Source organism: Burkholderia seminalis (genome assembly GCF_001718535.1).
GTDB lineage: Bacteria > Pseudomonadota > Gammaproteobacteria > Burkholderiales > Burkholderiaceae > Burkholderia > Burkholderia seminalis.
This window is the reverse complement of the sequence record NZ_CP013400.1, coordinates 1,430,323-1,449,746: the sequence shown is the minus strand read 5'-3', so window position 1 is coordinate 1,449,746 and position 19,424 is coordinate 1,430,323. Positions and strand designations below refer to the sequence as shown.

18 protein-coding genes are annotated in these 19,424 nt (G+C 68.9%); 11 read left to right on the top strand and 7 right to left on the bottom strand.

What is annotated here, in order from left to right; translation table 11 throughout:
- Positions 1 to 15: 15 nt before the first annotated feature.
- Together kce and WJ12_RS27165 are read left to right on the top strand one after the other, a co-directional pair.
- Positions 16 to 948 carry a 3,5-dioxohexanoate:acetyl-CoA acetone transferase gene (gene kce / locus WJ12_RS27170; protein ID WP_034191444.1) on the top strand — a complete coding sequence of 311 codons (933 nt, stop codon included), beginning with the start codon at positions 16 to 18 and terminating at the stop codon, positions 946 to 948.
- A 221-nt stretch (positions 949 to 1,169) separates the two neighbouring features.
- Positions 1,170 to 2,498: an MFS transporter gene (locus WJ12_RS27165; protein ID WP_059556503.1), complete on the top strand. Its 1,329-nt coding sequence runs from the start codon at positions 1,170 to 1,172 to the stop codon at positions 2,496 to 2,498.
- A 271-nt stretch (positions 2,499 to 2,769) separates the two neighbouring features.
- Here the strand turns inward: WJ12_RS27165 and WJ12_RS27160 are convergent, their stop codons facing one another.
- Together WJ12_RS27160 and codA are read right to left on the bottom strand one after the other, a co-directional pair.
- Positions 2,770 to 4,104, bottom strand: a complete 1,335-nt coding sequence (locus WJ12_RS27160) for a chloride channel protein (protein WP_059556706.1) — start codon at positions 4,102 to 4,104, stop codon at positions 2,770 to 2,772.
- A gap of 164 nt (positions 4,105 to 4,268) precedes the next feature.
- On the bottom strand, positions 4,269 to 5,519 hold the full coding sequence (gene codA, locus WJ12_RS27155) for a cytosine deaminase (protein ID WP_059556502.1): 1,251 nt from the start codon (positions 5,517 to 5,519) through the stop codon (positions 4,269 to 4,271).
- Between the two features lie 338 nt (positions 5,520 to 5,857).
- Between codA and WJ12_RS27150 the strand changes: the two genes are divergently transcribed.
- Both WJ12_RS27150 and WJ12_RS27145 read left to right on the top strand, forming a co-directional pair.
- Positions 5,858 to 7,000, top strand: coding sequence for a porin (locus tag WJ12_RS27150; protein ID WP_034191447.1), 1,143 nt, complete (start codon positions 5,858 to 5,860; stop codon positions 6,998 to 7,000).
- Between the two features lie 206 nt (positions 7,001 to 7,206).
- Complete coding sequence (locus WJ12_RS27145) at positions 7,207 to 7,509, top strand: DUF4148 domain-containing protein (RefSeq protein WP_059556501.1); 303 nt, start codon at positions 7,207 to 7,209, stop codon at positions 7,507 to 7,509.
- A 119-nt stretch (positions 7,510 to 7,628) separates the two neighbouring features.
- On the opposite strand, the gene WJ12_RS27140 is transcribed toward WJ12_RS27145, so the two are convergent.
- Entirely contained in the window at positions 7,629 to 8,576 is a 948-nt protein-coding gene (locus WJ12_RS27140) for a LysR family transcriptional regulator (RefSeq protein ID WP_034191449.1), read from the bottom strand.
- Positions 8,577 to 8,776: 200 nt separating this feature from the next.
- On the opposite strand from WJ12_RS27140, the gene WJ12_RS27135 reads away from it, so the two are divergent.
- Entirely contained in the window at positions 8,777 to 10,960 is a 2,184-nt protein-coding gene (locus WJ12_RS27135) for an FUSC family protein (protein WP_034191450.1), read from the top strand.
- Between the two features lie 137 nt (positions 10,961 to 11,097).
- The gene (locus WJ12_RS27130) at positions 11,098 to 11,310 is read left to right on the top strand and encodes a hypothetical protein (RefSeq protein WP_034191451.1); all 213 of its coding nucleotides are present in this window, start codon (positions 11,098 to 11,100) and stop codon (positions 11,308 to 11,310) included.
- Positions 11,311 to 11,448: 138 nt separating this feature from the next.
- On the opposite strand, the gene WJ12_RS27125 is transcribed toward WJ12_RS27130, so the two are convergent.
- Positions 11,449 to 12,558 carry a DmpA family aminopeptidase gene (locus WJ12_RS27125; RefSeq protein ID WP_059556500.1) on the bottom strand — a complete coding sequence of 370 codons (1,110 nt, stop codon included), beginning with the start codon at positions 12,556 to 12,558 and terminating at the stop codon, positions 11,449 to 11,451.
- A 64-nt stretch (positions 12,559 to 12,622) separates the two neighbouring features.
- Positions 12,623 to 14,029 carry an APC family permease gene (locus tag WJ12_RS27120; protein ID WP_059556499.1) on the bottom strand — a complete coding sequence of 469 codons (1,407 nt, stop codon included), beginning with the start codon at positions 14,027 to 14,029 and terminating at the stop codon, positions 12,623 to 12,625.
- A 132-nt stretch (positions 14,030 to 14,161) separates the two neighbouring features.
- Here WJ12_RS27120 and WJ12_RS27115 point away from each other — a divergent pair, with 132 nt between their 5' ends.
- Together WJ12_RS27115 and WJ12_RS27110 are read left to right on the top strand one after the other, a co-directional pair.
- Positions 14,162 to 14,962, top strand: a complete 801-nt coding sequence (locus tag WJ12_RS27115) for a helix-turn-helix transcriptional regulator (protein WP_034191454.1) — start codon at positions 14,162 to 14,164, stop codon at positions 14,960 to 14,962.
- 138 nt (positions 14,963 to 15,100) lie between these two features.
- Positions 15,101 to 15,484 carry a hypothetical protein gene (locus WJ12_RS27110; protein ID WP_059556498.1) on the top strand — a complete coding sequence of 128 codons (384 nt, stop codon included), beginning with the start codon at positions 15,101 to 15,103 and terminating at the stop codon, positions 15,482 to 15,484.
- Between the two features lie 72 nt (positions 15,485 to 15,556).
- On the opposite strand, the gene WJ12_RS27105 is transcribed toward WJ12_RS27110, so the two are convergent.
- On the bottom strand, positions 15,557 to 15,862 hold the full coding sequence (locus tag WJ12_RS27105) for a panthothenate synthetase (RefSeq protein WP_034191456.1): 306 nt from the start codon (positions 15,860 to 15,862) through the stop codon (positions 15,557 to 15,559).
- A 172-nt stretch (positions 15,863 to 16,034) separates the two neighbouring features.
- Complete coding sequence (locus tag WJ12_RS27100; protein WP_059556705.1) at positions 16,035 to 17,486, bottom strand: cytochrome P450; 1,452 nt, start codon at positions 17,484 to 17,486, stop codon at positions 16,035 to 16,037.
- Between the two features lie 87 nt (positions 17,487 to 17,573).
- Between WJ12_RS27100 and WJ12_RS27095 the strand changes: the two genes are divergently transcribed.
- The 3 genes from WJ12_RS27095 to WJ12_RS27090 all read left to right on the top strand — a co-directional run bounded on the left by WJ12_RS27095 (position 17,574) and on the right by WJ12_RS27090 (position 19,325).
- A complete protein-coding gene (locus tag WJ12_RS27095; RefSeq protein WP_059556497.1) occupies positions 17,574 to 18,512 on the top strand; it encodes a helix-turn-helix domain-containing protein in 939 nt (312 codons plus the stop codon).
- Positions 18,503 to 18,661 carry a DMT family transporter gene (locus WJ12_RS35325; RefSeq protein ID WP_261340697.1) on the top strand — a complete coding sequence of 53 codons (159 nt, stop codon included), beginning with the start codon at positions 18,503 to 18,505 and terminating at the stop codon, positions 18,659 to 18,661. Before WJ12_RS27095 ends, WJ12_RS35325 begins: the two co-directional genes overlap by 10 nt.
- 289 nt (positions 18,662 to 18,950) lie before the next feature.
- Positions 18,951 to 19,325: a COG4315 family predicted lipoprotein gene (locus WJ12_RS27090; protein WP_049028502.1), complete on the top strand. Its 375-nt coding sequence runs from the start codon at positions 18,951 to 18,953 to the stop codon at positions 19,323 to 19,325.
- The last annotated feature ends 99 nt before the right edge of the window (positions 19,326 to 19,424 follow it).

The window sequence follows — 19,424 nt, the reverse complement described above, 5'->3', positions numbered from 1 at the left end:
GAAAGGAATCCATCCGTGGCAAACGCTCGCAAAGTCATCATCACCTGTGCGCCCACCGGCGCGATCCACACGCCGTCGATGTCGCCGTACCTGCCCGTGACGCCGCACGAGATCGAAACGGCCGCCGTCGCGGCCGCCGAGGCCGGCGCGGCGATCCTGCACCTCCACGCGCGCCATCCGTCCGACGGCAAGCCGACCCAGGATCCGGCGGTGTTCGCCGAATTCCTGCCGCGCATCAAGGCGCAAACCGACGCGGTGATCAACCTCACGTCGGGCGGTAGCCCGCACATGACGGTCGACGAACGGCTGCAGCCCGCGCTGCATTTCCAGCCCGAGGTCGCTTCGCTGAACATGGGCTCGATGAACTTCGGGCTGTACCCGATGCTCGAGCGCTTTCGGGAGCTGAAGCATCCGTGGGAACGCGAACACCTCGAGAAGAGCCGCGACCTGGTGTTCAAGAACACCTTCGCCGACATCGAGACGATCCTCACGCGCTGCGGAGCGAACGGTACGCGTTTCGAATTCGAGTGCTACGACATTTCGCACCTGTACAACCTTGCGCATTTTGTCGACCGCGGGCTCGCGAAGCCGCCGTTCTTCGTGCAAAGCGTGTTCGGCCTGCTCGGCGGGATCGGTGCCCATCCGGAAGACCTGATGCACATGCGCCGCACGGCCGACCGCCTGTTCGGCGGCGACTACGTGTGGTCGATCCTCGGTGCCGGCCGCAACCAGATTCCGCTCGCGACGATCGGCGCGGCACAAGGCGCGAACGTGCGCGTCGGGCTCGAGGATTCGCTGTGGATCGCGCCGGGCAAGCTCGCGGAATCGAGCGCCGCGCAGGTGCTGAAAATGCGCCAGGTGCTCGAAGGTCTATCGCTGGAGATCGCGACACCGGCCGAAGCGCGCGCGATGCTCGCACTCAAGGGCGGCGACGCGGTGAATTTCTGACCGCGGGTCGCGCCCCGACACCCGAACCCGCAAGCGCAGTGACAAGGCGCCGGCCCGAGCCGGCCGGCGCCCGGACGCCCATCATCGCCCCGCTCCGTTCGAGCGCCGCCGGCGCGGCTCCGTCGTCTGCCCATCCGCTGCATGCCCCGCAGCGGCATTTGCCGAACGCGGCGCACCGTGCTTGCCGTGCGCGCCGGTTCGCCCTTACCGGAGTCGTCCGCATGTCCACTCATCACGCCCAGGCCCTGCCTTCCGCCGCCGGCGACGCGAGCGCGTCGCTGAACCGGCTGCTGTTCCGCAAACTCATGCCGTTGCTGATCGCCGCATACGTGATCAGCTTTCTCGACCGCACCAACATCGCGTTCGCCAAACATTCGATGGGGGTCGATCTCGGCATTTCATCGGCCGCGTACGGACTCGGCGCGGGGCTGTTCTTCCTGACCTATGCGCTCTTCGAAATCCCGAGCAACCTGATCATGCATCGCGTCGGTGCCCGCTTCTGGATCACGCGGATCATGATCACCTGGGGCGCGCTGTCGATCGCGATGGCGTTCGTCCGCGGCGAGACGTCGTTCTACGTGATGCGCCTGCTGCTCGGGGCCGCCGAAGCCGGGCTGTTTCCCGGCGTGATGCTGTACCTGACGTACTGGTTCGGTCGCGAGGAGCGTGCGCGCGCCACCGGCTACTTCCTGCTCGGGGTGTGCATCGCAAACATCGTCGGCGGCCCACTGGCCGGCGCGCTGATCGAACTCGACGGCACGCTCGGTTTCCACGGCTGGCAATGGCTGTTCGTCGTCGAAGGGATTCCGGCGATCCTGCTCGCCTTCGTCGTGTGGGCACGGTTGCCGGATCGTCCGGGCACCGCGCCGTGGCTTGCCCCGGAGACCGGGCGCGCACTCGAACGCACGCTGGCCGCCGAGCAGGATGCGGGCGTCGGCACGCACGGCGGGCATGCGTTCGGCACCGCACTGCGCGACCCGCAGATCTGGCTCGCGATCTTCGTGTACTTCTGCCACCAGTTGACCATCTATACGGTGATTTTCTTCCTGCCGGGCATCATCGGCGCCTCGGGACGCTTCTCGCCGTTCGCGGTGGGGTTGTTGACCGCGCTGCCCTGGCTCGCCGCCGCATGCGGCGCCGCAACGCTGCCGCGCTTTGCACGCGAGTCACGGCATGCGCGCCGGATGCTGTGCGCGGGGCTGGTCGTGATGGCGGCCGGGATGGTCGGCGCGGCGCATACGTCGCCGGTTGCGGGGCTCCTGTGCGTGTGCGTGGCCGCATCGATGTTCTTCGTCGTGCAGTCGATCGTCTTCACGTTTCCCGCGTCGCGGCTGGCCGGTAGCGCACTGGCGGGCGGACTCGGGCTCGTGAATACGTGCGGGTTGCTCGGTGGCTTCGTCGGGCCGACCGTCGTCGGCGCGATCGAACAGGCCACCGGCAATGCGAAGAACGGGCTGACCCTGCTGGCCGCCGCGCTCCTCGTCGCCGCGTTCGCGAGTCTCGCGTTGCGTCACGGGCACGAACGCCGGGCCGCACGATCGCACGGCTGACGGCGGGCCGGATCCGGGATGGCGAGATGCGGACGAAGCACGCCGCCCGGATCTCGCCCCGCTCGATCAGAACAGATCCATCCGCGCCACACACCCCGCGCCCGAAAACTGGCGCGTCGTCACGACGTATCCCATGACCTCGAGCGCGGGCCCTTTTGCACGAAACGCAGCACGAGGAACCCCGCGCACCGCGCCGCGACAACTCGGCGACCCGGTAAGCGACGCCGAATCGACACAGACGACGTGGCCCGCCCTCAGCCGCTCGGGCGCGTCAGCGCGCCGTCGTCGCAGGCGCGTTCACGGCGGCAACCGCACTCGCCCGTCGCTCCGCCAGCCGCTGCGCGAACCGGTACGCAACGAGCGAGCCGGCCACGGCCAGCAGCATCGGCACGAGGCTGTCGTGATTCGCGCGCGTGAATTCGAGCAGCAGCACCACGGCCGTGATCGGCATCTGCATCGACGCGGCCAGGAACGCGGTCGCGCCGATCAGCGCACACCCGCCGATCGATGCGCCCGGCCACACGAGGCTCCACAGACCGCCGAGCACGACGCCGATCAGTGCACCGTTCGCCAGGCCCGGCGTCAGCAGCCCGCCCTCCGCGCCGGCCCGCAGGCTGCCTGCCTCGATCAGCACCTTCAGCACGAGCAACGCAGCGGCCAGGCCGATCGTCAGCGTGCCGTCGAAACCCAGCGACGCCGGCCCCTTACCGTTGCCGAGCAGTTGAGGAAACCCCATCGCGAGCACACCGATCACCACGAAATTGACCAGCGCGAACAGGGGCAGCCGCCAGTCTTTCGGCGCGTTCGCCCGTGCGCGGGTCGTGAGCCGCACGAAACCGTATGCGGCGAAACCGAACAGCGGCCCGCAGACGATCGACCACGCGACGAGCGGCGTGCTCAGCACGAACGGCGGCACCGTGTACTGGTGCTCGTTGCCGAGGCCGATCCACGCGACGGCCGCCGCGATCGCCGAGGTCACGACCGCGACGACCAGCGCACGCAGCTCGAACGTGCCGAGCAGCACTTCGAGCACGAAGATCGCGCCGCCAAGCGGCACGTTGTAGACCGCCGCGAGGCCCGCGCCGGCGCCGCACGCGACCATCAGCCGGCAGTCGTCGGGCGTGAGCCCCGCGGCGTGCGCAAACCGCCCGGCCAGCAGCGAACCGATCTCGCGCGGTGCGACTTCGCGGCCCAGCGGCGAGCCGAGCGCAACGGTGACGATCTGCAGCAGCGCGTGAACCGTCGTGCTGACGAACGGCATCCGCGGATCGGCCGCACGCACCGCGCGGCGGATGCTGACGAGCGGCCGGCCATACCGGTAGAGCGCCCACCAGCCGCCGCCGGCGACGATTCCGCAGACGGTCAGCACCGCGCCCCGGCGCAGCGGATCGGCGCCGGTCACCCCGCCGAGGAAGCTCTCGGAACCGATCACGTGCGCGATGCTGTAGCCGTACGCGATGTGCTGGATCGCATGCAGCAGCAGCGCGAGCAGCATGCCGCCCAGGCCCGCGCCAAGACCGGTCAGGACCGTGACGACGGCCATCCGCGCGAACGGGCTGGCAGGCGGCGGAGAGGATGCGGGAGCGGACGGAAGATCGAGGCGCATGAGGTCGGCGAACGGGATCGAAAGGACGGCGCGCAACACGCGCACCGTCGTCAGGACCGCATCGTAGGCCCGCACCGATCATGAGACAAACGTATTTTTAGCATCAACTCATGCATTCGATGAATACATGCGATCGGACGAGGCCGTGCGCCCCGCCTTCCGCGTCAGTCCGGATACGTCACGCGCTCCGGTTCGCGCCGCATGATCACCTTCCCGTGGCGAACCGACAGCGTGGCCTTCGCCTGCCGGCGCACGGCTTCGTAGTCGCTGTCCGCATCGAGCACCACGAGATTCGCCGGACGCCCGGCCGCGATGCCGTAGCCGTCGCCGAGATGCAGCGCCGTCGCGCTGTGGTCGGTCACGAAGTCGAGGCAGCGCTGCAGGTCCTCGTAACCCATCATGTGGCAGATATGGAGGCCCGCGTCGAGCACGCGCAGGATGTTGCCGTTGCCGAGCGGATACCACGGATCCTTGATCGAATCCTGCCCGAAGCACACGTTGAGCCCGGCGCGGTCGAGTTCGGCGACGCGCGTGACGCCGCGCCGCTTCGGAAACGTATCGAAACGTCCTTGCAGGTGGATGCTCTCGGTCGGGCACGAGATGAAGTTCAGGCCCGCGCGCTTCAGCAGCCGGAACAGCTTCGAGCAGTACGCGTTGTCGTACGAGCCCATCGCGGTCGTGTGGCTCGCGGTCACGCGGGCGCCCATTCCGCGCACGCGCGCGGCTTCGGCGAGCACTTCCAGAAAGCGCGAATGCGGGTCGTCGGTCTCGTCGCAATGCACGTCGACGAGGCAGCCGGTGCGTTCCGCGAGGTCCATCAGGAAGCCGATCGAGCTGACGCCCTGCTCGCGCGTGTTCTCGAAATGCGGAATGCCGCCGACGACATCCGCGCCGAGGTCGATCGCCTGCTCCATCAACGCGCGGCCGCCGTCGAACGATTCGATGCCCTCCTGCGGAAACGCGACGATCTGCAGGTCGATCAGCCCGCGCGCCTCGTCCTTCACTTCCAGCATCGCCTTCAGCGCGGCGAGCGTCGGATCGGTCACGTCGACGTGCGTGCGCACGTGCTGGATTCCGTGGTCGCGCAGCATGCCGATCGCCGCATGCGCGCGCGCTTTCGTGTCCTCGTGCGTGATCGTCGCCTTGCGTTCGGCCCAGCGCTCGATGCCCTCGAACAGCGTGCCGCTCATGTTCCATGCCGGCTCGCCGGCCGTCAGCACCGCATCGAGGTGGATATGCGGCTCGACGAGCGGCGGAATCGCGAGCCGGCCGCCGCCGTCGATATCGCCGGGGTTCGCCGGCGCGATCGGCGCGATCGGCGCGGATTGCGCATCGATCCGCGCGATCGTGCCGCCGTCGATGCCGATCGTGAACAGGCCGTCGCGGCCGCGCAAGCGTACGTTGAACAGATTCATGTGGAGGCCCCTTGTTGTATGCATGACGCGCGCCGCGCGATTGGCGCCGGCGGCCGTGCGATCCCGGTGACCAGTATGGATGAAAAACATCGATGCGCGCACGCGCCGCGCATGTTGCGTCGGCACGACAGCCGGCCACGGCCGGACGGAAGCCCGGCGTCGGCGATCACGTGAAAACCGCCGGCCTCGCGCGCACGCCGCGCGACATGTCGGTTTTGTGAAGGACTCTTGCCGGATCCGGAAAGGTGCGCTCGCCGCGCCGGCGGCCGCGCGCGCGCAGGGCGTTCCTATACTTGCGCCGAACTTTGGTTTCCCGTCCCACACGCAGGAGCTTCACCATGAAAAAAACCCTGATCGCCGGTGCATGCGCGGCCGCCCTGTTCGCGCCGCTCGCCCATGCGCAGAGCTCGGTCACGCTGTACGGCCTGATCGACGCCGGCATCGCCTATACCAACAACGTGAACGGCGCGTCGCAGTGGCGCATGGCCAGCGGCACGGTCAACGGCAGCCGTTTCGGCCTGCGCGGCACCGAGGATCTCGGCGGCGGCCTGAAGGCGCTGTTCGTGCTCGAGAACGGCTTCAACGTGAACAACGGCGGCCTCGGCCAAGACGGCAAGCTGTTCGGCCGTCACGCGTACGTCGGCCTGAGCCAGGCCGGCTACGGCACGCTGACGCTCGGCCGCCAGTACGACACGATGGTCGACTTCGTCGCGCCGCTGTCCGCGACGGCCGGCGATTTCGGCGATGCAGGCTTCGCGCATCCGTTCGACAACGACAACCTGAACCACTCGCTGCGCATCAACAACGCGGTCAAGTACACGAGCGATTCGCTCGCCGGTTTCAAGGTCGGCGCGATGTACGCGTTCTCGAACTCGACGAACTTCAGCGCCAACCGCGCGTACAGCGTCGCGGCGAGCTACACGAACGGCCCGCTCAAGCTGGCCGGCGCGTACTTGCAGATGAACGGCACGAAGGGCTCGACGAGCGCGAGCCCCGGCGCGACCGATTCGGCCGAGGCAAAGAGCGTGAACCAGGGCGGCTGGTCGATCGGTTCGGACCGCATGCGCGCCTACGGCGGCGGCGTCGGCTACGTGTTCGGCCCGGCGACGGTCGGCTTCGTCTACACGCGCTCGCAGTACGACAACACGGGCTCGTTCGGCGCCGCCGGCCAGGTCGCATTCAACAACTACGACGTGAACGTGCGCTACGCGGTCACCCCGGCGGTCAGCCTCGGCGTCGCCTACGTGTACACGGACGCCAGCGTGTCGAATCCCGACAGCAAGCACGGCTCGGATCCGAAGTGGCACCAGGTCGACCTGCAGGCCGTGTACAAGCTGTCGCGCCGCACCGACCTGTACGCGGAAGCGATGTTTCAGCACGCGTCGGGCCGCGGCTACCAGGCGTTCATCAACACGTCGGGCGGCGCATCGAGCACGGCGAACCAGGTCGTCGGCACGATCGGCATGCGCACGCGCTTCTGAACGGCGTGATGCCGCGTCGCGCGTGGCGCACGGAACATCGGTTCGTGCGCCACGCGCGATGCGCCGCCAATGTTGTTCCATCTGGAAGGCAGCCTGCCGGGAATCGGGGTTTTTGTGCGTGCGACCGCTACGTAGACTGGCGTCGAAGGCTCGGGTCATGCATCACGCATCGATCCGTCCACCTACCCCGTATTCAGGAGAACCCCGTGAAATCGCTCGTCGTTACCGCCGCCGCTGCCGTCCTGCTTGCCGCACCGGCCCTGTCGTTCGCCCAGCAGGCACAGGCGCCCGTCACGCGCGCGCAGGTGCTGCAGGAACTGATCGATCTGGAATCGGTCGGCTACAACCCGGCGCGCGGTGAAGCCGACAACTATCCGGACGACATCATGGCCGCGCAGCAACGGCTGCAGGCGAAGCGCCTCGCGGAACACAAGGCCGCGCAGGCCGCGTACGGCCCGGCCGGCCAGCCGGCCACCGAATCCGGCGCGGCGGCGAAGCCCGCGCCGTGACGACGTGACGACGCGCCTCGCCCGCGCGAGGGATGTTCCGCGGGCAACGCGCGTCTCGCGCATGCGTGAAGAAGCCGGACAGGACACGGCGCCCCCGTGTGCGCCCGGCGTGCAGGCCTTCAGGCAGCCTGCGGTTCGCGGTCGATCGCGTTCAGCATCTCGACGTCGCGCGCGATCATGCCCGGCACCTGCGCACGCAGCATCTCGACCCAGGTCCGCACCTTCGCATCGACGAAACGGCGCGACGGATACAGCGCGTACACGTTCATCTTCTGCAGGATGTGCGCGGGCAGCACGCGCACGAGCGTGCCGTCGCGCAGTGCGTCGATCGCCGCGTACAGCGGCAGCATGCCGATCCCGATGCCGTCGCGGATCGCCAGTGCGAGCGATTCGGCCGTATTGGTCTGCACCGGCCCCGAGACGTGGATCTGCTCGACGCCTTCGGGGCCCTCGAGCACCCACTCGTGCGTCGGGAACGCGGGCGTGCACAGCGTCAGGCACGCATGCGCGGCGAGATCCTGCGGACGGGCCGGCGCACCGTGCCGTTTCACATAGTCGGGCGACGCGCACAGGATGCTGAACGTGGAGCCGAGCAGGTGCGACACGAGTTCCGAATCGGGCAGTGACGACGCGGTCACGACGGCCATGTCGCTGGTGCCGTCGAACAGGTCGGGCATGCGCTGCGACAGCGACAGCTCGATCGACACGTCCGGGAACTGCGCGTGATAACGCGTCAGCGCGGGCAATACGTAGTGGTGACCGACGCTCGCGAAGCTGTGCATGCGCAACACGCCGGCCGGCCGTTCGTGCGCGCAACTCGCTTCTTCTTCCGCACGGTCGACGTCGGCGAGGATCTGGCGGCAGCGCCGCAGATAGCTTTCGCCGGCCGACGTGAGCGCGAGACGGCGTGTCGAGCGATTCATCAGACGGGTGCGCAGCCGCGCCTCGAGTTCCGACACCGCGCGCGACATCGCGCCCGTCGTCGAATTCAGCGATTGCGCCGCGGCCGTGAAGCTGCCCGTCTCGACGACGCGCGAAAACACCCGCATGTTTTGTAGGGTATCCATTCCTGTGAGCAACCTGTAGCGGAACCGCTATTTTCCTCCACTGGATGCGACAGATTGTTACTCCGGCTGCAACTATCGTTTCCCCGGAGCTGCGTTAATGCGCACGCGCCGCACTCCTACAATCGGCGCCTCACCAGTCGAACGGCCCCGTTCGGATGCGCCGCGGCCCCGCCCCGGCCCCGCCTCGGCCCCCTCTTTTCATGAAGCCACCACCTGCGATCGAGCAATCTTCCATCGAACCCGCGCGATGGAGGGCCTGGCTCGAACCGCTCGGCGACGCCGCGCGCGACTGGGCGACCCGCGACGGGCTGATCTGGCTGCATCTCGCGAAAACCGTGCTTGCGGCACTGCTGGCGATGGGCATCGCGATGCGCCTCGAGATGTCCCAGCCGCGCACGGCGATGACGACCGTGTTCGTGCTGATGCAGCCGCTCTCGGGCATGGTGTTCGCGAAGAGCTTCTATCGCGTGCTCGGCACGGCGGCCGGCCTCGTCGCCGCGCTCGCGCTCGGCGGACTGTTCGCGCAGCAGCCCGAGCTGTACATGGCCGGCATCACACTGTGGATCGGCGGCTGTATCGCGCTCGCGGTACGCAACCGCCACTTCCGCTGGTACGGCTTCGTGCTCGCCGGCTACACGGCCGCGCTGATCGGCCTGCCGGCCGTGATGACGCCGCAGACGCTGTTCCAGTCCGCGCTCACCCGCGCCGCGGAAGTCGCGCTCGGCATCGCCTGCTCGGGCGCGGTCAGCGCGCTGATCCTGCCGCTGAGTTCCGCGAAGGCGCTGATGCGCTCGCTGAGCGCGCGCCATGCGACATTCGCGGCGTTCGCCGCCGGTGCGCTGGCTGGCGACGTCGCGCGCGGCGATTTCGAGCGGCGCTTCGCCGATTTCGTCGACGACATCGTCGGTTTCGAGGCCAACCGCGCGTTCGCGTCGTTCGAGGATCCGCACATTCGCGCGCGCAGCCGCCGCCTTGCGCGACTGAACAGCGAGTTCATGAATGCCTGCACGCGACTGCATGCGCTGCACCAGCTCGTCAAGCGCCTGCGCGCGAACCAGTCGGACGCGGTGCTCGCTGCGCTCGCGCCGCATGTCGACGCGCTCGCCCTGCGCTTCGCGGCACTGCGCGACGAGCGGCCGCGCGGCATCACGCCGGCCACCGGCGCGCTGCTCGAACTGCGCCGCTTCCACGGTGCATTGCCGAAGGCCGCGCGCGCGTCGCGCCGAACCATCGAGGAACATGCCGCGGGCGGCCTGCTCGACTTCGATACCGCGATCGAGCTGATGTACCGCTTCATCGGCGAATATCTCGGCTATGCCGATACCTACGCGTCGCTCGACCAGGACGATCACGCGTTCGAGCGCTCCGTCACGCATTACGCGGTAAAGACCAATGCGTTCTTCGTCGGTTTCGCGTTCCTGCGCACGGTTGTCGCCGTCGGCGCGATGAGTGCGTTCTGGATCGCCTCCGAATGGCCGAGCGGCTCGCTCGCCGTGATCGCCACGGCGATCGCGTGCGCGCTCAGCTCGACGTCGCCGCGCGCGCCGAAGTTCGTCGCGCAAATGAGCGTCGGCGCGGCGTTCGCGACCGCCGTCGGCTACGTGTTCCTGTGCTACGTGTATCCGAACATCGACGGCTTCCCGCTGCTGTGCGCGACACTCGCGCCGGTGCTCGGCCTCGGCGCGTTCCTCGCCATGCGGCCCGGCCTGTCCGGCTACGGAATCGGCTTCGCGGTGTTCTTCTGCCTGCTCGCCGGCCCCGACAACGCGATCGCGTATACGCCCGAAGTGCTGATCAACAACGGGCTGGCGATCGTCGTCGCGATGCTCGCGTGCTCGCTCGTGTTCGCGGTCGTCTTCCCGACCCACATGCCGTGGCTCACCGGCCGCATCGCCCACGACCTGCGCCGCCAGGTCACGCTCGCGTGCGAAGGCGCGCCGGTCGGCCTCGCGCAGCGTTTCCAGTCGAGTACGCACGACCTGATGGCGCAACTGCGCACGCTGCTCGTGCGGCGTACCCGGCAGCACCGCGACGCCATGCGCTGGATGCTGTCGACGCTCGAGGTCGGCCACGCCGTGATCGACCTGCGCGACGAGCTGCGCGCGTTCAGTGCCTCGAAACCGCCGCAGACGCTGCGCTGGACCACCTCGATCGACGCGGTGCTGCACGAGCTGCCGCGCTTCTTCGACGACCCGACGCCCGGCCATCACGCACGCACGCTGAAATCGGTGAATCTCGCGATCCGCGCGGCGCAGCACACGCTGCAGGCCTGGTACGCGGTGCCCGATGCGCGCCGGAGCATGCAGCGGATCGTCGGCTGCCTGCACTTCATGCGCACCGCGCTGCTCGACAAGGATGCGCCGTTCAACCGGCGCCGCCATTGAGGATCGATGCGTGCGCAACGGGATCCTTGTTCCGGATGGAAATAAGCTCTACAGCCCCGGTGATTAATCTTTAAGCAGTGCGAGCCTATAGTTTCCTCACTGCCAGCGCGACTGGCACTCACCCAGGAGAACCCAAAATGAAGCCGCTGCACCTCGCCCTCGTTGCCCTGTCGCTCACCGCCGCTGTCGCCCACGCACAGCCGGCGCCGGCGGACGCCGCACCGCAACAGGCGAACCGCGCCGAAGCCGTCAAGGCCGCGGGCCGTGTCGATCGTTCGCAATCGAAGCAGGAAGACCCGAACGCCTGTGTCGGCCCGGTCAGCTTCTGCAACATCTACTTCGGCAGCTGAGCATGACGCCGCGTCGTCACGGCCAGGCCCGCATCGCCCGCACGGCATGCATCGCATGCGCGGGCGGACGGCGGTCCGGCCGATCGCCGCATCGCCGCCCCGTTCCACGCCGCTTCGATTGAAGCGGCGCTCGCCGTTTCAGGCGCCGCGCCCCGGCCGCCACCCCACTTCGCGCAACGCATCGAGCAGGCGCGCCCGCCCGAGCCCCTCGACCCGCGCACCGCGCGATTCGACGTCGCCGCCCGCGACCAGCGCATTCACGATCGCTTCCTCCACCGCTTCCGCCGCCGCGACGAACAGCGCGGAAATGTGGTCGTTGTTGACCATCTTCAGATCGGTGGTCGGCGCGCCCTTGCTGCCGTAGTTCGCCGCGGGCAGGCCGTCATTGCCCGTTGCGAATGCCAGGAAGACGTCGCCGCTCGAATCCTCGGTACCGCCGCCGACGCGTGCGAGCCCGACGCTCGCGCGCTGCGCGAGGCGCGTGCACTGATGCGGCAGAAGCGGCGCATCGGTCGCGAGCGTCACGACGATCGATCCCATGCCCGGCTCGCCTTTGGCGCCCTGGTCGCGGAACGGCGAATGCACGTGCCGCAGCACCTCGCCGACCGGGTAGCCGGCCACCCGCAGCATTTCGCGCACGCCGTAGTTTGCCTGGACGAGCGCGCCGACGGTCCAGCCGCCCGCATCGTTCGCGAGCACGCGCGAGGCGGTGCCGATGCCGCCCTTGAACTCGTGGCAGATCATCCCCGTGCCGCCGCCGACGCCGCCTTCCGCGACCGGCCCCGACTGCGCGGCGGCCAGCGCGCGCTGCAGGTGCGCGGCGCTCACGTGCTGCCCCCAGATGTCGTTCAGCAGCCCGTCGTAGGTTTCCATCACGACCGGCATGCACCAGTACACGCGGCCGGCCGCCGCTGCACGCTCGTTCGCGACGAGCGCGTCGCGCACCGTGCCGACGCTGTGCGTGTTCGTATAGGCGATCGGCGTCGTCAGCAGGCCGGCCTCGCGGATCCATTCGAGCCCCGTCGCGTCGCCGTTGCCGTTCAGCACGTGCACACCCGCGAAGCACGGCGAATCGTGCGCGGCGCCCGCGCGCGGCTCGATGACGGTCACGCCGGTGCGGATCGATGCGTCGCCGTTCTCGACGTTCAGCGTGCAATGTCCGACCCGCACGCCCGGTACGTCCGTGATCGCGTTGAAGCGGCCCGGCGTGCCGAGCCCGATGCGGATGCCGAGATCCCTCGTGCGCATGATGCAGTTCCTCCAGTCTTTCCGTGGTTCGGTATGTCGATGCTGCAAGGTGTCGATCCGCCGCTCAGAGCGCGCGGAACGCTTCGCTGTGGCGCGCCCATGCCCCGTACATCACGAGTGCGGCGGCCAGCAGCCCCGCGATGATGATCAGGTCGGTCGACTTCGTCGCGGTCGCCAGCGTCGTGTACAGCGTGTAGGCCGCGCCGGCCACCGCGACGAGCGGCGTCACGGGCCACAGCGGCATCCGGTAATGATGCTCGACGTCGCGACGCACGAACCGGCTCGCGAGCGCGGCCAGCCCGACGACCAGGTAGATCAGCAGCAGCAGGTCGACCGTGAACGCGGTCAGTTCGTCGAGGCTCGACACGAACACGAGCCCGGCCGACGGCACCGCCAGCGCGAGCGTCGCGAGCCACGGCGATTCGAGGCGCGGATGGATCGTCGAGAATGCGCGGTTGCAGGCGCGCGACCAGAGTGCATGCCGGCCGCTGCTGTACAGCAGGCGGCCCATCGTGATCACGATCGCGATGATCGCGTTGAACACCGACAGGAAGATCCCGCCGCTGACCACGCGCGACACGGCCGGGTTGCTCAGCGAACGCACCACATAGCCGATCGGGTCGGCACTCTTCGTCAGTTCCGTGAGCGACGGCGCGCCGAGCACGATCGCGGTGAGCGGCACCAGTTCGACGACGAGGATCACGAGCAGCGAATAGATCACCGCCTTCGCGACGTTGCGGTTGCCGCCGCGCAGGTCTTCCGCGAGATACGCGGCCGAGCCGAAGCCGTTGTAGCAGAAGATCGCGGTGCCGATCGCCGGCACGATGGCCGCGAGCGTCGCCGGCACGAGCGCGTTGCCGCTCGCGACGACCGGCGCGATCAGCACGTCGGCGCCGCGATGCGGCGAACCGAAGCCGAGCCCCGCGATCAGCATCAGCACGCCTATCTCGACGACCAGGAACGCGCCGGTAATCCACGCGTTCGTCTTGATGTTCAGCATGCCGAGCAGGTAGCTGAGCAGCACGATCGTCAGCGCGACCGACTGGTTGCCGAAGTGCGTGCCGAGCGCGTTGTTCAGGTAGGGCGCGGCGCCGCTCGCGAGCACGGCCGGGATGAACACGCTGACGGACAGCACCGTGATGAAGGTCAGGTAGCCGGGCAGCGTGCCGAATACGCGCTTGGCCATCACGTATTCGCCGCCCGCGCTGCGGTGCGCGGCGCTGAGCTCCGCGTAGCAAAGCGCGAACGCCAGTGCAAGCACGCCGCCGAGCACGAACGACAGCACGGCACCGCTGCCGGCCTGCTGGATCGCGAACGGCGCGATCACGAAGATCGAGCTGGCAGGCGTCACGCCCGATACGGTGATCATCACCGCGTCGCGCACGCTGAGCGTCTGCGACAGCGCGCGCGGCGCGTCTTCCGTTGCAGGCGCCGCTTGCAGGCTACCCGTCGATTCCGACATCATCGCCATTTCGTTCTCCTGTGCTCCTTTGCTGCCAATTTTTGAACACCCATACTCGGGCCCGATTGATTGCGTGGCAGTCTAGGAAGCCAATTTCAGGACCGCTATTCCCCCTTCGTGTTACGCCCTTCCGGTGGTGGTATGGATCGTCTCTTTTCCGAAATCGCGATGCATCAGGCGCTTGGCCGCGCAATCGATCATCTCGGCCAGCCGCGCTTCTGGCGGTTCCTGGTGCTGCTGCTCAACGAAATGGTGCCGTTCGACAACGCGCTCGCGACCGCGGTCGGCCGCGACGGCGTGCCGCTCGTGCTCGACGAATACGACACCGGCGGCACCGACAACGCATCGCCCGTGCCGCTCTACCTGAACGGCGTGTATCTGCTCGACCCGTTCCTGCAGGCCGCGCACGACGGGCTCGCCGACGGCTGCTACCGGCTCGAGGAAGTCGCGCCCGACCTGTTCCGGCAAAGCGAATATTTCCTCAGCTATTTCCGCGATGCGGTCGGCGACGACGAGATCCAGATTCTCGTGCGGCCGAACGCCGATACGCTGCTGTCGCTGTCGCTCGGCGCGGCCGCGCGCTTCGACGTCGAGCCGCTCGGCAAGCTGACGGCCGCGATGCCGTGGGTGCTCGCGGCGATGCGGCAGCACTGGCGGCTGGTGGGCGACGCCGCACGCGCGACGCCCGACGCCGATCTCGGCGCGCGCGTCGAGCAGGCGCTCGCGCGCTTCGGCGCGGGCGTGCTGACCGACCGCGAGATGTCGATCGCGCGCATGGTGCTGCGCGGCAATTCGTCGAAGGCGATCGCCGAGCGGCTGGCGATATCGCCCGAAACGGTGAAGGTGCATCGGCGCCATCTGTACGCGAAACTCGGGATTTCATCGCAGCCCGAGCTGTTTTCGCGGTTCATCCGGGCGCTCGGGGAAGATGCGGCCGGGTGAACGCCTCGATCGCGGTAGATGGCAACGGGCGCGGAATCGGGCACTATCCATACATCGATTCGCGCCGTGATCGGCCGGTGAAGCAGGCACGGAGGTTTCGCCGACCACACGGCCGCCCCGATACAGGAGACCCGATTCATGTCGCTCGTTCCGCTCATCGGACTTGGCTGGCTGCTGCTGTGTGCCGTCAGCGCCGCTTCGATCGTGCTCGTGCCGCCCGTGGTGCTGGCCGCCTGCCTGATGGGCAAGGACGTCTGGTCGATCCTGACGCGCGGCCGGCTGCAGTTCGCATTCCTCGCCTACCTAGGCTCCGCGCCGGTGCCGGCGGTCTTCACGTTCCTGCTCGAAGCCGGCACCACGGCCGGAAATGCCGGCGGCGTGGCATCCGACAGCCTGAACGCATGGAACGCGCGGTGCTTTTTCGTTTTCCTCGGCGCGGCGGCGCTGAGCGGGCTGCTGTTGCTGTGCCGGCCGAAAGACCGGCCGGCGGCACCCGTCGAGCCGTCGCGGCCTGCGCGATAGTCGGCACGCGAACGCCGCGCCATGCCTCCCGCCCCGTTGTCGGGCAGGGGCACGGCCACGCGCGGCATCCTGCTACCGCCACTTCGCGCCGAGTTGCGCGAGCCCGGCGTTCCGCAGATCGTCCGGCAGCATCACCACGCGGAACTCGCAGTCCGCATTCAACATCAGGAACCACGGCTCCGCGAGCGCCGGGATTTGCGACGGGTCGTCCAGATTGACGATCACGACCGCGCCGCGCCCGCCGCTCTGCTCCGTGAAATACACGGCCTCCGGCTTGACCGCCTCGAGTATTCGCGAGATCACGTCGCCGACGCTGCCGTCGCGCACCAGCGTATTGAACGGCTCGTGAGGAATTCGTATGTTGAGAAGCATGCGCATGACCGTCCTCCGTTGGGTCCGCCCGGCCTGGGCCCTTCAAGCATAGGTGCTGCGCGACGCCGCGCCAGGACGCCGAACACCGTTGCCGGCATGCATTCACGTTCCGACGATTCGACGACACGGCATCGCTCGCACGGTCGTCACTCGCGCGATGCGCGCGTGACCGGCTCGGTCACGCCGGCCCTTGTGCCGAGGCCGCCTCGGCCGTCAGCCCCGGCGACGCGATCGCCAGATGCAACGCCTGCCGCGGCCGCAGCGTCACGTTCAACACCGGTCGCGGCGGCGCCGTGCCGGGCGGAACCGACAGCACGTAGCGCTGCAGGAGCATCGCGGCCACCACGGTCATCTCCGTCATCGCCAGATGCTGCCCGAGGCACACGCGCGGGCCGGTGCCGAACGGCATGTACGCGCCGCGCGGCAGCGGCGGCGCGTCGTCGGCGAAGCGCGCCGGCCGGAACGCATGCGGCTCGGGAAACCAGCGTTCGTCGAGATGCATCAACTGCAACGGCAGCATGAACAGCGTCCGCGCGGGAAACTGCCAGGCGCCCAGCGCAACCGGCCGCGATGCGCGACGGCTGATCAGGATCGGCGCCGCCGGGTACAGCCGCATCGTTTCCTCGAGCGTCTGCGTCAGGTAGCGCAATGCCGGGCGCGTGTCGGTGCTCGGCGCGCGGCCGTCCAGCACGCGCACGACCTCGTCCCGCGCGGCAGCCTGCACGTCCGGATGCGCCGCCATGCTCCACGCCCACCAGGTCAACGTGGCCGCGGCCGTCTCGTGTCCGGCCAGGAACGCCGTCATGCATTCGTCGCGCACGGCCTGCAGCGGCCAGACGCGCGCGTCGGCGCGATGCAGCCGCAGCAGGCGCGACAGCAGATCGTCGGGCCAGCCGTGCTCGGGACGGTCGAGACGCGCATGCAGTTGCCGGTCGATCAGCCCGTTCAGCACCGCGAGCGCCCGCGCCTTGCCGCGCTTCCACGGCATCCAGTCCGGTGCGCTCACCGGCTGGTAAAACTCGGCATTGGACACGGCGCTCACCGTGCGCACGGCGGCCTCGGCCACGCGCGCATCCTCGCCGATCGCATCGGAAAACATCGCGCGCATGATCACGTCCATCGCGAGCGACGTCAGCGCGCTTTCGATCGGCCAACGCGCGTCGTGCGCGGGCCATTGCGCGAGCGCATGGCCGGCCGTCGCGGCGATCGCCGGAACGAACGCCTGTACCGGCTTCGGCATGAAATTCGGCTGCAACGCGTGCCGCTTGTCGCGCCATGCGTCGCCTTCGGCCACCAGCACGCTGTGCCCGTGTACCTGCGAGAACACGCGGATGCCGCGCTCCCAGCGCACGAGCGCATCGTGATGCGTGACCAGCAGTTCGCGCACGAGCGCGGGATCGGTCACGGCCACCACGTGCTCGGGCCACATGCGCAGATGCACGACGTCGCCATGCTCGCGCTGCCAGCCCGCGAGCGTGCCTAGCAGGTCGCGCGACATCGCGCGCAGCAACGACCACCCCGTCAGGCCGGCGCGCGGCCCCGGCGGCCATACGCCGGGCGGGTGAAGCACGGGCGCCGGCGCTGCGGCGCCCGCATGGAAGGGACATGGGGAGGAGGTTCGCGGGTTCATGCGGCGGATTGTCCGCGGCGACGCGGCGGCGGTCTTGAACGCAAACGACATCGACACGCATGCAGGCCGTCCCTATACTCCGGCGTCATGTGCTCCGGCCCGCCCCCGATCCTGCCGTCATGCCCCGATCCGCTCGCGCGCGCGCCGTGCGTGCTGCGCGGCGGCCGCGCGCCGCATGCGCGGCTGTATCCGGCGCCGGCCGCGTTGCAAGGCGCGGTGGTCGCGATCATCTGCCGCGACACGCGCGGCTTCGCGCTGGACGCAGCGCAGCGGCTGACGCACTTCCCGGCGTCACCGCTCGTCTGTCTCGCGTGGTATCGCGCTCTCGACGCGGGGCTCGTCGAGAGCGCGCCCGACGGCCCGCGCTGGCGCGCGTTCGGCGCGTCGGCGACGCTGTCCGGCAGCCAGTCGGCGCCGACCGTCAGCTGGGCGCCGACCACCGGTCAGGGCGGCATCGTCTGCTTCCATGCCGACGCGGCCCGCGTGCTGTTCGGGATCGGGCTGCCCGAGATTCACGACCGCTTCGTCGATGCGCGTGTCGCGCTCGACGACGGCTGGCGGCCGCTGCTCGACGCATTGGCCGAGACGGACGGCGACGCCGCGGCGCTGGCCGCGCTCGACCGCCACCTGGCGCCGCGCTGGCGCGCGCTGCGCGGCGGCACGACGCCGCTGTCGTCGCTGCGCGACGCGGGCCGCAGTTGGGCCGAACGGCTCGCGCTGCAGGCACGCGAATGGCGGCACACGCACAGCGCGCGCCAGGTCGAGCGGCGCATCAAGGCGTACAGCGGGCGTTCGTTGCGCGACTGGCATACGCTGGTGCGCAGCGAAGGCGCGTTCTTTGCCGCGCGGGCGCGGCAGGAAGCCGGCGAGCCGGTCGACTGGGCGGCGCTGGCGCTGGATGAAGGCTTTGCCGACCAGGCCCACCTGAGCCGCGCGACGCGGCGCATCACGGGCTTTGCGCCGACCGAATTCGTGCGGCGCTTCGCCGACGACGAATCGTTCTGGATGTACCGGCTGTGGGTGTAGCCCGCGCCGCCGTGTTCACGAACCGGGTGCCCGTGTTCGGCGTGCTGCTGTCGGTCGCGCCGCTCGGCGAACCGCTGTCGCCGTCGATACTGGCCGGCGGCGTGCTCGTGATCACGGGCGTCGCGCTGACCAATCGCGCCAGACGCTGACGCGCCGGCGTGCGCCGCGCGTTCGGGGACGGATGCGGAATACCGGCGCGCAGGCAATCGCCGCGCCGTTGCGCGATGCCTACGCGCGGCCGATATGCCCCCCGATCTTCTCGCAGCCCCGCGCAAAACCGCCTATCGTGAAGAAGGCGCCCCGTTTGCCGCCATGCGATCCCGCGTCAAGCTCGCGAACGGCAACGGCATCGCGTTCCGGCACCATTCATCGCGATCGTCGCGCACGCTTGCCCGTGCGCGCGGTTGCGGCCGCCCACCGGACCATCAGGAGGCACACATGAAAGCCGTGCTGCTCGTCAGCTCCGCTCTGCTCGCCATTGCATCCGCTTCGGCTACGGCCCAGGGTTCCATCACGAAGGAAGAAAACGGCGCGCTCGTCGCCGCCAACGGGATGACCGTCTACACGTTCGACCACGACAAACCCAATGCCGGCACCAGCGCCTGCACGGGCCAGTGCGAATCCTTCTGGCCGCCCTACAAGGCCAGCGCGACCGACGTCCCGGTCGGCCCCTACACGATCGTCAAGCGCGACGACGGCAGCCCGCAATGGGCCTACAAGGGCAAGCCGCTGTACTTCTTCTCGAAGGACATGAAACAGGGCGACCGCAACGGCGACAACTTCAAGAACATGTGGCACGTGGTTGCGCCGTAAGCGTCCTTCCGCCGCCTTCCGCCCGATCCGTGCACAAGCAAAAAAGCCTGCCCCGATCGTCGACCGGGACAGGCTTCGGCACGTCGCGCCGGCTGCGTG

Excerpts from the sequence above, each read along its gene's own strand:
- codA (WP_059556502.1), bottom strand. The coding sequence starts at position 5,519 with ATGAATCTGTTCAACGTACGCTTGCGCGGCCGCGACGGCCTGTTCACG.
- WJ12_RS27095 (WP_059556497.1), top strand. The coding sequence starts at position 17,574 with ATGTGCTCCGGCCCGCCCCCGATCCTGCCGTCATGCCCCGATCCGCTC.
- WJ12_RS27160 (WP_059556706.1), bottom strand. The coding sequence starts at position 4,104 with ATGCGCCTCGATCTTCCGTCCGCTCCCGCATCCTCTCCGCCGCCTGCC.
- WJ12_RS27115 (WP_034191454.1), top strand. The coding sequence starts at position 14,162 with ATGGATCGTCTCTTTTCCGAAATCGCGATGCATCAGGCGCTTGGCCGC.
- WJ12_RS27110 (WP_059556498.1), top strand. The coding sequence starts at position 15,101 with ATGTCGCTCGTTCCGCTCATCGGACTTGGCTGGCTGCTGCTGTGTGCC.
- WJ12_RS27105 (WP_034191456.1), bottom strand. The coding sequence starts at position 15,862 with ATGCGCATGCTTCTCAACATACGAATTCCTCACGAGCCGTTCAATACG.
- WJ12_RS27140 (WP_034191449.1), bottom strand. The coding sequence starts at position 8,576 with ATGGATACCCTACAAAACATGCGGGTGTTTTCGCGCGTCGTCGAGACG.
- WJ12_RS27100 (WP_059556705.1), bottom strand. The coding sequence starts at position 17,486 with ATGAACCCGCGAACCTCCTCCCCATGTCCCTTCCATGCGGGCGCCGCA.
- WJ12_RS27135 (WP_034191450.1), top strand. The coding sequence starts at position 8,777 with ATGAAGCCACCACCTGCGATCGAGCAATCTTCCATCGAACCCGCGCGA.
- WJ12_RS27090 (WP_049028502.1), top strand. The coding sequence starts at position 18,951 with ATGAAAGCCGTGCTGCTCGTCAGCTCCGCTCTGCTCGCCATTGCATCC.
- WJ12_RS27125 (WP_059556500.1), bottom strand. The coding sequence starts at position 12,558 with ATGCGCACGAGGGATCTCGGCATCCGCATCGGGCTCGGCACGCCGGGC.
- WJ12_RS27130 (WP_034191451.1), top strand. The coding sequence starts at position 11,098 with ATGAAGCCGCTGCACCTCGCCCTCGTTGCCCTGTCGCTCACCGCCGCT.
- WJ12_RS27165 (WP_059556503.1), top strand. The coding sequence starts at position 1,170 with ATGTCCACTCATCACGCCCAGGCCCTGCCTTCCGCCGCCGGCGACGCG.
- WJ12_RS27120 (WP_059556499.1), bottom strand. The coding sequence starts at position 14,029 with ATGGCGATGATGTCGGAATCGACGGGTAGCCTGCAAGCGGCGCCTGCA.
- WJ12_RS27150 (WP_034191447.1), top strand. The coding sequence starts at position 5,858 with ATGAAAAAAACCCTGATCGCCGGTGCATGCGCGGCCGCCCTGTTCGCG.